General features: G+C 37.5%; 9 protein-coding genes. 6 read left to right on the forward strand and 3 right to left on the reverse strand.

All coding sequences use genetic code 11. The annotated features are described in order from the left end of the window. Positions 1-3: 3 nt before the first annotated feature. Positions 4-3,618: a fibronectin type III domain-containing protein gene (locus tag GS03_RS11090; RefSeq protein WP_136152611.1), complete on the reverse strand. Its 3,615-nt coding sequence runs from the start codon at positions 3,616-3,618 to the stop codon at positions 4-6. A gap of 253 nt (positions 3,619-3,871) precedes the next feature. On the opposite strand from GS03_RS11090, the gene GS03_RS11095 reads away from it, so the two are divergent. The 3 genes from GS03_RS11095 to proB are packed head-to-tail and all read left to right on the forward strand — an operon-like array spanning position 3,872 to position 7,018. Further along, positions 3,872-5,056 carry a hypothetical protein gene (locus GS03_RS11095; RefSeq protein ID WP_136152612.1) on the forward strand — a complete coding sequence of 395 codons (1,185 nt, stop codon included), beginning with the start codon at positions 3,872-3,874 and terminating at the stop codon, positions 5,054-5,056. 11 nt (positions 5,057-5,067) lie between these two features. Beyond that, entirely contained in the window at positions 5,068-6,264 is a 1,197-nt protein-coding gene (locus GS03_RS11100) for a glutamate-5-semialdehyde dehydrogenase (protein WP_136152613.1), read from the forward strand. Then, positions 6,248-7,018 (forward strand): glutamate 5-kinase, encoded by a 771-nt coding sequence (proB, locus tag GS03_RS11105; RefSeq protein ID WP_136152614.1) that lies wholly within the window; start codon positions 6,248-6,250, stop codon positions 7,016-7,018. Before GS03_RS11100 ends, proB begins: the two co-directional genes overlap by 17 nt. Position 7,019: 1 nt before the next feature. On the opposite strand, the gene ytxJ is transcribed toward proB, so the two are convergent. After that, a complete protein-coding gene (ytxJ, locus tag GS03_RS11110; RefSeq protein WP_136152615.1) occupies positions 7,020-7,406 on the reverse strand; it encodes a bacillithiol system redox-active protein YtxJ in 387 nt (128 codons plus the stop codon). Between the two features lie 159 nt (positions 7,407-7,565). Here ytxJ and clpB point away from each other — a divergent pair, with 159 nt between their 5' ends. From clpB to GS03_RS11125, 3 genes are all read left to right on the forward strand, one after another. Next, a complete protein-coding gene (clpB, locus tag GS03_RS11115; RefSeq protein WP_136152616.1) occupies positions 7,566-10,169 on the forward strand; it encodes an ATP-dependent chaperone ClpB in 2,604 nt (867 codons plus the stop codon). 205 nt (positions 10,170-10,374) lie between these two features. Continuing rightward, the gene (locus GS03_RS11120) at positions 10,375-10,857 is read left to right on the forward strand and encodes a response regulator transcription factor (protein ID WP_136152617.1); all 483 of its coding nucleotides are present in this window, start codon (positions 10,375-10,377) and stop codon (positions 10,855-10,857) included. Between the two features lie 114 nt (positions 10,858-10,971). Further along, complete coding sequence (locus GS03_RS11125) at positions 10,972-11,499, forward strand: DUF4199 domain-containing protein (protein WP_136152618.1); 528 nt, start codon at positions 10,972-10,974, stop codon at positions 11,497-11,499. Positions 11,500-11,538: 39 nt separating this feature from the next. Here GS03_RS11125 and acs read toward each other — a convergent pair whose 3' ends face one another. Beyond that, on the reverse strand, positions 11,539-13,446 hold the full coding sequence (gene acs, locus GS03_RS11130) for an acetate--CoA ligase (protein ID WP_136152619.1): 1,908 nt from the start codon (positions 13,444-13,446) through the stop codon (positions 11,539-11,541). Positions 13,447-13,548 lie beyond the last annotated feature (102 nt).

Genomic DNA, 13,548 nt, shown 5'->3' on the forward strand with positions numbered 1-13,548 from the left:
TCTTTAACGACCTACAACTACTTTTTTGGTCGTAGTATAAAATTCAGTCTGTACGGTTAAAATATACAAACCTGTACTTAAGCTACTAGTATCTATTTCAATAATATTGTTTCCATCCGACATCAAACTTGCAAATGAATAAACTGCTTGTCCATAACTATCTCGCAATACTATATACACTTTTGTTGGGCTTGGCAACCAAAGAGACACGTTTACATATCTATTGGCTGGATTTGGAAATACAGTTACTGATGGTGTTACAAAAGTAGCCATGGCTGAAAATGCGCTTAATCCTGCTACTGTAGTTGAACAAACTGCCTGAACCTGCCAGATATAATTAGAGCCGGCCGTCAAATTGTTAAGTGTAATCGAGTTAGTAGTAGATGTAACTGAAATAAAATCAAGAGCTGTGTTATTTGCTCTCTTATAACGAACAATATATGCAACTGCACCTGGGACAGGATTCCAATGAAGAACAGCACTCGTCTGATTGATATTTGTTGCTCTCAATTCTGTCGGAACGCCACATCCTGTTGCTGTACAAGGCAAAGTCGTAAATGTACCTCCAACTGACCATGGACTAACTGTTGATATAGGTGCACCTGTTAAAGGATCCATACAAATCAACTGTGCCTGCCATTCATAAGTAGTACCGCAAGTCAAATTACCTAATTGATATGGTAGAGTTACGTGTTCAACTGCTGTCCATGTTGTAGCATTTGCAGCGTGATAACGAATATTAAAGACACCTGCATTACCTGAGGTTGGTGACAAATATAAATACGCTCCGGTTTGACTGACATTAGTTGCCGATAATCCTATTGGAGCATTACATGGTGCTGTAGTACATGCTAAAGTAGTAAAGGTTCCAGCAGTCGACCAATCACTCAATGTAGTTGTAGTTGTCCCCGCGGATGAACTTGTGCAAACTCGTCTTACCTGCCATTCATAAGTAGTGCCACAATTTAAATTCCCTAATTGATATGGTAAAGTTACACGTTCAACCACTGTCCACGTTGTACTTGCACCAGCATGATAACGGATATTAAATGTACCCGTATTACTTGAAGTTGGAGTTAAATATAGATTAGCTCCTGTTTGACTCACGCTAATTGCTGTTAAACCTGTTGGTGTATTACATGGTTCTGTTGTACATGCCAATGTCGTAAATGTTCCTCCAGTTGACCAAGGACTGACTGTGGTCGTAGTTGCACCTGTTGCGTTAGGACAAATCAACTGCACCTGCCATTCATAAGTAGTACCACAAGTCAAATTACCTAATTGATACGGTAAGGTTACATGTTCAATTGCCGTCCATGTTGTAGCATTTGCAGCGTGATAACGAATATTAAAGACACCTGCATTGCCTGAGGTTGGTGACAAATATAAATACGCTCCGGTTTGACTCACATTAGTCGCTGTTAATCCTGTTGGAGCATTACATGGTGCTGTAGTACATGCTAAAGTAGTAAAGGTACCCGCAGTCGACCAATCACTCAATGTAGTTGTCCCCGCTGATGAACTTGTACAAACTCGTCTTATCTGCCATTCATAAGTAGTACCACAAGTTAAATTCCCTAATTGATATGGTAAGGTAACATGTTCCAATACTGTCCATGTTGCAGTTGTACCAGCATGATAACGAATGTTAAATGTCCCTGTATTACTTGATGTTGGAGTTAAATATAGATTAGCTCCTGTTTGACTCACGCTACCAACTGTTAAACCTGTTGGCGTATTACATGGTTCTGGTGTACAAGCCAAAGTCGTAAATGTCCCTGCAGTTGACCAATCACTTAATGTAATTGTACCCGCTGGACTTGTACAAATTCGTCTCACCTGCCATTCATAATTAGTGCCGCAAGTTAAATTCCCTAACTGATATGGTAAGGTAACGTGTTCAAGAACTGTCCACGTTGTACTTGTACCAACGTGATAACGAATGTTAAATGTTCCCGTATTACTTGATGTTGGAGTTAAATATAGATTAGCTCCGGTTTGACTCACGTTAGTTGCTGTTAAACCTGTTGGTGTATTACATGGTTCTGGTGTACAAGCCAAAGTTGTAAATGTCCCTGATGTTGACCAATCACTCAATGTAATTGTAGTTGAACCCGCTGGACTTGCGCAAATTCGTCTCACTTGCCATTCATAAGTAGTGCCACAAGTTAAATTCCCTAATTGATATGGTAAAGTAACACGTTCAATCACTGTCCATGTTGTACTTGTACCGGCATGATAACGAATGTTAAATGTACCTGTATTAGTTGAAGTTGGAGTTAAATATAGATTAGCTCCTGTTTGACTCACGCTACCAGCTGTTAAGCCTGTTGGTGCATTACACGGTTCTGTTGTACATGCCAAAGTCGTAAATGTCCCTGCTGTTGACCATGGACTAACAGTGGTTGCTCCTGTTGCTGAATTTGTACAAATCAACTGTGCCTGCCATTCATAAGTAGTGCCACAAGTCAAATTCCCTAATTGATATGGTAAGGTAACATGTTCAACTGCTGTCCATGTTGCAACGTTTGCAGCGTGATAACGGATATTAAAAAACCCTGCATTGCCCGAGGTCGGTGACAAATATAAATAAGCACCTGTCTGACTAACATTAGTTACCGATAATCCTATTGGTGCATTACACGGTGCTGTTGTACAAGCCAAAGTTGTAAACGCTCCACCAGTTGACCAATCACTCAATGTAGTTGTAGTTGCACTCGCTGATGAACTTGTACAAATTCGCTGTACCTGCCATTCATAAGTAGTGCCACAAGTTAAATTCCCTAATTGATATGGTAAAGTAACACGTTCAATCACTGTCCATGTTGTACTTGTACCGGCATGATAACGAATGTTAAATGTACCTGTATTAGTTGAAGTTGGAGTTAAATATAGATTAGCTCCTGTTTGACTCACGCTACCAGCTGTTAAGCCTGTTGGTGTATTACATGGTTCTGGATTACAAGCCAAAGTTGTGAAAGTTCCTGCTGCCGATATTGGGCTAACAGTGGTTGTTCCTGATCCAGTTGGACAAACTAACCTCACTTGCCATTCATAGGTAGTACCGCAAGTTAAGTTACCTAATTGATAAGGCAAGGTAACATTTTCAAGAACTGTCCATGTTGTAGTGTTTGCAACGTGATAACGAATATGAAATGTGCCAGTATTACCAGATGTTGGAGATAAATACAAACTAGCACCTGTCTGAGTTATATTAGTCGCCGATAATCCGGTTGGCGCATTACATGGTGTTGTGGTACAAGCCAATGTTGCAAACGTCGAACTAGACGACCAATCACTTAATGTTGTTCCAGCTGAATTTGTACAAATTAATTGTGCCTGCCATTCATAAGTAGAACCACAAACTAAATTTCCTAATTGATATGGCAAACCAACATGCTCCAATACCGTCCAGGTAGCAGTTCCGGAAATGTGATAACGAATATTATACAAAAGAGAATTAGCCGTTGTTGTATTCAGATGTAGGTAAGCTGTTGTCTGACTTACATTAGCAGCCGATAATTCTACCGGTGCATTACATTGCGCTTCTAATTGTGTTGGTACAAGCAACTGAAGAGCAAAAAACAAAATGGTTACAAGAGAGTAGCATTTTTTCATACGGTTTATTTTGGTTTGTTTAATGAGTAAATTTAATTAATATTTACATTGCGGAATCATTTACAGTGCTTTTTTTCGTTAAAATTCAACATATAACTCATTGAATATAAGATATTCTTACATTTATTCATGTTTAATTAAACAGATTGAAATTAGTTCTTACAGAACCACACTATTTGATTAAACAATAAACAAAATAAAGGCTTATAGTTTAAAACGATTTTTCCTATTTTTGTCAATAAACCAATATCCCATGAAAAAAATTACTTCACTCCTAGCCTTATTCCTTATTATTACATCTTGTGGTGTAAAACAAACCCGTGAATTGTTAACTTCCGGTGATTATGATGCTGCCATTAGAAACGCTGTTGATGGTTTGCGTGGTAACAAAAATGCTAAAGGCAGACAAGACTATGTCTATATGCTCGAAGAGGCTTTTGCCAAAGCCAAAGAACGCGATTTACGTAACATAAATGGTTGGTTTAAGGATGCCAATCCACAAAACTTAGAAAAAATATATGAGACTTATATTCAGTTGAATTTTCGTCAGGAACAAATCCGACCTTTATTACCATTGAAATTACTTAAAGAAGGACGTGATGCCCAATTTCCTTTTGACGATTATACCGACCAAATTGTAAGTAGCAAAAACGCCTTGTCAAAATATTTGTATGACAATTCCAAAGCGCTTTTGGTAACCAAAGACAAAATGACGATTCGTCGTGCTTATGATGATTTGGTTTATTTAGAAAGTATTAATCCCGGATTTAAAGATGTTGCCAAACTAACTGACGAAGCCAAGTTTAAAGGAACCGATTTTGTTAGTGTTTATACCAAGAACGAAACCAATATGGTGATTCCGGTACGTTTAGAAAATGATTTGTTAGATTTCAGCACTTATGGTTTGAATGATAAATGGACTGTCTATCACAGCAACCGTCAAAAAGGAATTGACTATGATTATGGATTGATTGTCAACTTCCGTCAAATCAATATCTCACCAGAGCAGGTAAAAGAAAAACAATTTGACAAAGAAAAACTGATTAAAGATGGTGTCAAAAATCTTTTAGATGCTAATGGGCATGTAGTAAAAGACAGTTTAGGAAATCCCATCAAAGTGGATAATATGAAAACAATTCGTATTAGCATTTATGAGTTTTCACAAACAAAAGCCTGTCAGGTAACCGCTAAAGTAGATTATATCAACTTTAAAAACAACCAACTAATTGAGACTTTTCCATTAGCGAGTGAGTTTGTGTTTACAAATATTTACTCTAGATATAAAGGCGATAAACGAGCTTGTGAAGAAACGTATTATCCTAATTTCGACAGAAAAGCGGTTCCGTTTCCAAGCAATGAACAAATGGTTTTTGATACCGGAAACGATTTAAAAGCCAAGCTAAAAGATATTATTTCCAGAAATAAATTTAGAAGATAGTAAATAAAATCATGCCTAATTCCTTCACATTAGCGAAAAGAAATACCATTCTAAACAGAATGGCAGAACTTCTTGAACAAGAGAGATCCAGCATCAAAATTGTTAATCAGGAAGATATTGCTAACTATACCGGTGATGATTTGGCAATGAAAAAACGGCTTTTGGTTGATGACCAAAAAATAGACGGCATGATTGCTTCCTTATTGCAATTAGCCAGTCAGGAAGATCCTGTTGGGAAACTTTTATATAGTTTCACTCCGGAAAACGGCATGAAAATTCAAAACAAAACTGCTGCTTTCGGAACTATTTTAATCATTTATGAATCAAGACCCGATGTAACCGTTGAAGCAACAGCTATAGCGTTTAAATCCGGAAACCGAATTCTATTGAAAGGTGGTAAAGAATCCTTACAGTCTAATTTAAAGATTATGTCTTTATGGCATCAGGCTTTATCTGATAATGACATCCCAAATAGTTGGATTAGCTATTTAAATTTTGACAGAAAAGAAACCCAACAGTTCTTAGAAAAGCCTTCTCAAAAAGTAGATTTAATTGTTCCAAGAGGTGGAGAATCGCTAATCGAGTTTGTAAAAAAACACGCTGTTTGCCCAGTAATTGTTAGCGGAAGAGGCAATAATTTTGTGTATGTAAGTCAGGAAGCTGACACAGAAAAAGCATTGGCAATTATCATTAATGGCAAAACATCTAATATTTCGGTCTGCAATGCGTTGGACAAAGTACTTATTGATATAAATCTTCCAAATTGGGAAGCATTTGCAGAAAATGTAGTGTCGGAATTGCAAAAACGAAATGTCACTGTTTTGGGCGATGCAACTATTTCAAAAGTAACCAGCGTTCCTCAAATTGAATCGGATTTGATTTGGCATGAAGAGTTTTTAGATTATAAAATTGTCATTGGAACTGTTAACTCAAACCAGGAAGCAATTGATAAAATCAACACTTACTGTGGCGGACATTCGGCATCAATCATCACTTCAAATGATGCAATTGCGCAAGACTTTATGGAAAATGTAGATGCAGCAGCAGTATATCAAAATGCGTCAACACGTTTTACAGATGGTGGACAATTTGGACTTGGAGGCGAATTAGCCATCAGTACAGACAAACTTCACCAACGTGGACCGCTGGGTTTGCAACATTTAGTGACTAATAAATGGTATATTTACGGCAATGGACAAATCAGGTAAAAAAAGAATTCTTTTAAAAATAGGAAGCAATACCTTAACCAAAGAAACCAATCATATTTCGAGAGGAAAGATTGAAGATATTGGGATGCAAATTGCTGCTTTAAAAGACAAGTACGAATTTGTAATCGTAAGTTCCGGCGCTATTGCTGCAGCCAAACAGTTTGTAAAATTAGAAAGTCAGGACAAAGAAGTCTTTGTAAAACAAGCCTTGGCTTCTATAGGTCAACCTCATTTGATGCGTATTTATCAGGAAAACTTTAGCGATTTGGGTTTACTCATATCCCAATGCCTGCTATCCTACTCCGATTTTGAGAAAGCACAATCCAAAGTCAATATTGTAAACACCATAAACGTATTATTAAAAAATAATTATATTCCGATTATAAATGAAAATGATACGGTAGCTACTGATGAAATTCAATTTGGTGATAATGATAAATTGGCGGCACTAACCGCTGTTTTATTGAATGCTGACATATTAATCATCGCTACAAATACCAATGGAATTTATACCAAAGCTTCTATCAATAATGAAATTCCTGAAACCATTTCGATAGTAACTGATTTAAAAGTATTAGAAAAGGAAATTGGTGATTCAAAGTCGTCTCATGGAACAGGTGGAATGCAATCTAAAATTGAAGCGGCAACTATTGCCAAAGAAGGCAAAATAGAAACCTGGATAGTTAATGGATTAGAAGATAACTTCATCCTGAAAGCTTTAAAGAATGAAAACAGGTTTACTAAAATAGTATAACCTAAATAAACTGCTTTAATTTTCCGGCATCAATGCTTCCATGCGAATCATTAAAAACCGCTGTTCCATCCTTGATAACAATTAGTTGTGGCGATTGATGAAATACCCCAAACCGACTGGCAATTTCATCCGAGACATTTCTGTGTTCTAACAAGTCTAAGAAATAAGGTGTGATTTTTTCGTGCAAATCAAACTCGTTTTCAAATTGCTTCAAAACCATTCGGCTCACACCACAACGCGTACTGTGTTTAAAAATAATAACGGGCTTTTCTGCTGACTCGGCAATTATTTCATTCAGTTGACCTAAATCAGCCAACTGCCTCCATCCTACTTTTGAATCGGATTGATTTTCTTCAGAAGAACTAAAAATGCTATTTAAAAAACCCATAATTGTCTGTTTTTAAGACACTTTGTCTTGTTTATATGATAAAAATCATTTGAAAAAAGACATTCTGTCTGTAATTTTACGTTGGAACACAAATTGAGCAACGCTCGGCAAAGATATACATCTGAAAACATAATTAATTTATTTTAACAACACACAACAATGAACATAAATAATTTAACCATCAAATCGCAGGAAGCATTGCAACAAGCACAGCACATTGCACAAGGTTTTGGTCAGCAACAGCTCGAGAACGAACATATTTTCAAGGGAATTCTGGAAGTTGACGAAAACGTTACACCATTCATTTTGAAAAAACTCAATGTGAATGTCGATTTATTTGAAAAGATATTAGACAGCACTATTCAAAGCTTCCCAAAAGTTTCAGGAAGTGAACTCATGTTGTCCCGAGAAGCGAACAATGCTTTGAACGAAGCGAATATCATCGCCAAAAAAATGAACGATGAATATGTTTCCATCGAGCATTTGATTTTGGCCATATTCAAATCTAAAAGTAAGGTTGCCCAAATCTTAAAAGACCAAGGGGTTACCGAAAAAGGATTAGAATCGGCTATTGCCGAAATCCGAAAAGGCGAACGCGTGACTTCTGCTTCTGCCGAAGAAACGTATAATGCTTTGAACAAATATGCTAAAAACCTCAACGAATTAGCGAGTCAGGGAAAACTGGATCCCGTTATAGGACGTGATGAGGAAATTCGCAGAGTGTTGCAAATACTAACACGTCGTACTAAAAATAATCCGATGCTCGTTGGTGAACCCGGTGTTGGTAAAACAGCTATTGCCGAAGGTTTAGCACACAGAATCGTAGATGGCGACGTTCCCGAAAATCTTAAAGACAAAGTCGTTTATTCGCTTGATATGGGTTCACTGATTGCTGGTGCCAAATATAAAGGTGAATTTGAAGAACGATTGAAAGCGGTGGTAAAAGAAGTAACTTCTGCCGAAGGTGATATTGTACTTTTCATTGATGAAATCCATACGCTTGTTGGTGCCGGAGGTGGCGAAGGCGCAATGGATGCAGCCAATATTTTGAAACCTGCTCTGGCTCGTGGTGAATTGCGTGCTATCGGTGCAACAACATTGGATGAATATCAAAAATACTTCGAAAAAGACAAAGCATTGGAACGACGTTTTCAAAAAATTATGATTGACGAACCGGATACCGAAAGCGCCATTTCGATTCTTCGTGGTATTAAGGAAAAATATGAGACGCATCATAAAGTTCAGATAAAAGACGAGGCGATTATTGCTGCTGTTGAATTGTCACAACGTTATATTACGAATCGTTTTCTGCCGGATAAAGCCATCGATTTAATTGACGAAGCCGCTTCAAAACTGCGTATGGAAATCAATTCAAAACCCGAAGAATTGGATGTTTTGGATAGAAAAATTATGCAATTGGAAATCGAATTAGAAGCCATCAAACGCGAAAATGACGAAAGCAAAATGAAAGCGCTGAAATTAGATTTGGCGAATCTTAAAGAAGACCGAAATGAGATTTTTACCAAATGGAAATCAGAGAAAGATGTCGTAGATAATATCCAAATAACAAAAACAGAAATCGAAGACTTTAAATACGAAGCCGAACGTGCCGAACGTGATGGCGATTATGGTAAAGTAGCCGAAATCCGTTACGGAAAAATAAAAGAAGCTCAGGAACGTTTGGACAAATTTCAAAAAGAATTACTGGAAAAACAAGACGGAACTTCTTTAATAAAAGAAGAAGTAACCCGCGAAGATATTGCCGAAGTAGTTGCCAAATGGACCGGAGTTCCGGTAATGAAAATGCTACAGGGCGAAAGAGAAAAACTCCTAAAACTTGAGGACGAACTCCACCACAGAGTCGTAGGTCAGGAAGAAGCCATTGAAGCGATAAGCGATGCCGTTCGCAGAAGTCGCGCCGGATTGCAGGATATGAAAAAACCAATCGGAACCTTCTTATTTCTGGGAACAACCGGAGTTGGAAAAACCGAATTAGCCAAAGCATTAGCCGAATATTTATTTGATGATGAAAATGCTTTGACACGTATCGATATGAGTGAATATCAGGAACGTCACAGCGTAAGCCGATTGGTTGGTGCGCCTCCGGGTTATGTAGGTTATGACGAAGGCGGTCAACTGACTGAAGCGGTACGTAGAAAACCGTATTCCGTAATACTGTTAGACGAAATCGAAAAAGCGCATCCTGACACGTTTAATATCTTATTACAGGTATTAGACGAAGGAAGATTGACCGATAACAAAGGACGTTTAGCCGATTTCAAAAACACGATTATCATTATGACTTCTAATATGGGAAGTGCCATCATACAGGAAAAATTTGAAAATTTAAAAGGTTCTGTAGAAGCCGCAACAGAAGCTGCCAAAGCAGAAGTTCTAGGTTTATTAAAACAAACGGTTCGTCCGGAGTTTATCAATCGTATCGATGAAATCGTAATGTTTACGCCTTTGACCAATGCCAATATCAAACAGATTGTAGGCTTGCAGTTAAAAAATGTTATCAAAATGCTGGCGCATCAAAACATTACATTAGACGCAACACCGGAAGCCATTGATTATTTGGCCGAAAAAGGATTTGATCCACAATTTGGAGCGCGTCCTGTAAAAAGAGTCATTCAAAGAGAAGTCTTAAACCAGCTGTCCAAAGAAATACTGGCTGGGAAAGTAACCACTGATAGTGTTGTGCTCTTGGATAGTTTTGGCGGTCAATTAGTGTTTAGAAATCAAAGTGAGTTAGTTTCATAAGTTTTTATAAAGGTTAGTTTTAAGCCCCGATGGTGGAAACACTATTGGGGCTTTTTTTTTTATTAGGAGCGCAGCAATTCTTTTATTCAGGAAGTTCACTCCCGCTGTCCGCACTACACGGTAGTTTGCTTCCATCGGGGCTAAAAAGGGCGCACTTTTTCCTGTTCTCTTTTCCCTAATCCCTTTTTTTCTCTATTTTTGGTACATGCTTCAAAAATTAAAACGTCATAAAGAACTCTTCAGTTATGCATTAGCAATGGCTATACTAATGTTGTTGTTGCGTTGGTTAGAGTTTAGGTTTTTGATTTTAGAACATCAGTATGAAATCTATGTCGGATTGATCGCTGTTTTCTTTTTATTGTTTGGCATTTGGGCTGCCAACAAAGTAACAAAACCCAAAGAAAAAACCGTTATCATAGAAAAAGAAGTTAGAGTAATCTCAAACGATGACTTTGTATTAAATGAAACCGAACTGCAGGAACGAAAAATAAGCAAGCGTGAACTGGAAGTGTTAACTTTAATGGCAGAAGGTTTAAGCAATCAGGAAATTGCCGAGCGCTTATTTGTTTCGCTTAATACAATCAAAACGCACAGTGCCAAACTGTTTGAAAAACTGGAAGTTAAAAGAAGAACACAAGCCATTGAAACCGCTAAAAAACTTTTGCTGCTTCCTCCTACTTTAGGATGATTTATATAAAATCACCCAAAAGGATGAGGTGTTTTCAAACTACATTCTTAAACTTTGCTCTCACTCGAGGTCGAAAGACCGAACAGAACGAAGTTAAATTTAAAACAAAATAGTATGAAAAAAATTATCTTAACTTATGGTTTAATTGCCGGAGCCATCGTGACCGCATTTATGGCGTATGGCGTCTATTCATTAAACAAAAATCCGGATTACGAAGGCAGCATGATTTTAGGCTATACCGGAATGCTGGTAGCCTTTTCATTTGTATTCATCGGAGTGAAAAATTATCGCGACAAGCAAAATAATGGAGCAATCACCTTTGGAAGAGCCTTAAAAATAGGCGCGTTGATATCTTTAATTGCCTCAACGATTTATGTTGGAGTTTGGTTGATTGAATACTACTGCCTGTATCCCGATTTTATGGAGAAATATTCTGCAGCTGCGATTCAAAAAATGAGCACTTCCGGAATATCTGCTACTGAATTAAAAGCCAAAACAGATGAAATGCTCATGATGAAGGAAATGTATAAAAATCCGTTTTGGGTAATTGTCTTTACCTATGTAGAAGTACTTATCCCAATTGGATTATTGGTACCGATAATCAGTGCTTTGATTTTAAAACGAAAAGTGCAATCAGCCTAACAATAAAAAAAGCCTATTCAAATTGAATAGGCTTTTTTATTATACTCTTCCATTTTTAATCTCATCCACAATTTCGGGATTCAATAAAGTAGAAGTATCTCCAAAATTGCTAAAATCGCCTTCAGCAATCTTTCGCAAAATTCGACGCATGATTTTCCCTGAACGTGTTTTAGGCAGGTTTGATACAAACTGGATTTTATCAAGCTTGGCAATCGGACCAATTTGGTTAGAAATAATCTGATTTATCTCTATGGCTAAATTATCCTGATTTCTGGTTTCTCCAATTTCTTTGAGTATAACAAAGCCATACAATGCATTTCCTTTAACATCGTGAGGGAAACCAACAATAGCACTTTCAGCTATTGCCGGATGCTCATTGATAGCATCTTCAATAGGAGCTGTACCAAGATTGTGTCCCGAAACAATGATCACATCATCCACTCTACCCGTAATTCTGTAATACCCAACTTCATCGCGCAAAGCACCATCTCCAGTGAAATATTTACCCGGAAAGGCCGTAAAATACGTTTCTTTATAACGCTGGTGATCGCCCCAAATCGTTCGGGCTATCGATGGCCATGGAAATTTAATACACAAACTTCCGGTAACCTGATTGCCTTCAATTTCGTTGCGTAATTCATCCATCAAAACAGGTTGAATTCCAGGTAATGGCAATGACGCATAAGTTGGTTTAGTTGGTGTTACAAAAGGAACCGGCGAAATCATAATTCCTCCTGTCTCGGTTTGCCACCAGGTATCAACAAGTGGACAGCGTTTGCCGCCAACGTGATCGTTATACCAATGCCACGCTTCTTCATTTATAGGTTCACCAACAGAACCAATAACTTTTAACGACTTCAACGGAAAACGTTGTACATAATCAAGGCTTTCTTTTGCTAACGAACGAATAGCTGTTGGTGCCGTATAGAATTGTGTAATTTTATGTTTTTCGATTACTTCCCAAAAACGACTGAAATCAGGATAAGAAGGAACACCTTCAAAAATCACTGTTGTGGCTCCGTTCAATAATGGTCCGTAAAGAATATAAGAATGTCCGGTAATCCAACCAATATCAGCAGTACACCAAAAAATATCATTCTCTTCGTAGGCAAAAACATTTTTAAAAGTATAGGCAGTATAAACCATATAACCGGCTGTGGTATGCACCATCCCTTTTGGCTTTCCGGTTGAGCCCGAAGTGTAAAGTATGAATAACGGATCTTCAGCATCCATAACTTCGGCTACGTTATTTGGAATCGCAGCATCGAGTAATGGTTGCAGCCAAAAATCTCTGCCATCTTTCATAGTTACTTCAGTATTCGTTCTTTTAACGACCAATACTTTTTCCACACAAGGTGTTTTTTCTAAAGCTTCATCCACAATTCCTTTTAGGTCAATGGATTTATTTCCACGATAACTCCCATCAGAAGTAATGACCATTTTACATTCGCAGTCATTAATACGCGCTGCAACTGCCGAAGCAGAAAATCCTGCAAATACTACTGAATGCACTGCTCCAATTCGGGCGCAGGCCAAAGTAGCAACTGCTAATTCGGGAATCATTGGCAAATAAATACAAACTCTGTCTCCTTTTTGAATACCTTGTTCTCTGAGCACATTCGCCATTCTGGCAACTCTGTCGTACAATTCGTTATACGAAATATGTAATGCCTCTTCATCAGGATTATTTGGTTCAAAGATGATAGCCGTTTTATCTCCACGTCTCGCCAAATGCCTGTCAATACAGTTTTTGGTAATATTAACTTTGGCATCAACAAACCATTTGAAACTTGCTTCTGAAAAATTAAATTCAAAAACCTTCTCCCATTTTTGATACCAGGTAAAGTTTTCTTCGGCAATCTTATCCCAAAACTTTCTAGGTTCCCGGACAGATTTTTTATACATCTTGAAATAATGTTCTAAATTGAGAATTTTATAGTAGCTCATAGTGTTGGTGTAATATTTTTATAAAAATACTACTTTATTGTAATTTAAAAAGAAATTCATTCTCAAAATACTTGCATTATTTTACTAAAACGATATAGTACT

The organism is Flavobacterium sangjuense (assembly GCF_004797125.1).
Taxonomy (GTDB): Bacteria; Bacteroidota; Bacteroidia; order Flavobacteriales; family Flavobacteriaceae; genus Flavobacterium; species Flavobacterium sangjuense.

Coding starts and splice junctions, on each gene's coding strand:
- GS03_RS11090 (WP_136152611.1), bottom strand. CDS start 3,618: ATGAAAAAATGCTACTCTCTTGTAACCATTTTGTTTTTTGCTCTTCAG.
- proB (WP_136152614.1), top strand. CDS start 6,248: ATGGACAAATCAGGTAAAAAAAGAATTCTTTTAAAAATAGGAAGCAAT.
- acs (WP_136152619.1), bottom strand. CDS start 13,446: ATGAGCTACTATAAAATTCTCAATTTAGAACATTATTTCAAGATGTAT.
- GS03_RS11125 (WP_136152618.1), top strand. CDS start 10,972: ATGAAAAAAATTATCTTAACTTATGGTTTAATTGCCGGAGCCATCGTG.
- clpB (WP_136152616.1), top strand. CDS start 7,566: ATGAACATAAATAATTTAACCATCAAATCGCAGGAAGCATTGCAACAA.
- ytxJ (WP_136152615.1), bottom strand. CDS start 7,406: ATGGGTTTTTTAAATAGCATTTTTAGTTCTTCTGAAGAAAATCAATCC.
- GS03_RS11095 (WP_136152612.1), top strand. CDS start 3,872: ATGAAAAAAATTACTTCACTCCTAGCCTTATTCCTTATTATTACATCT.
- GS03_RS11120 (WP_136152617.1), top strand. CDS start 10,375: ATGCTTCAAAAATTAAAACGTCATAAAGAACTCTTCAGTTATGCATTA.
- GS03_RS11100 (WP_136152613.1), top strand. CDS start 5,068: ATGCCTAATTCCTTCACATTAGCGAAAAGAAATACCATTCTAAACAGA.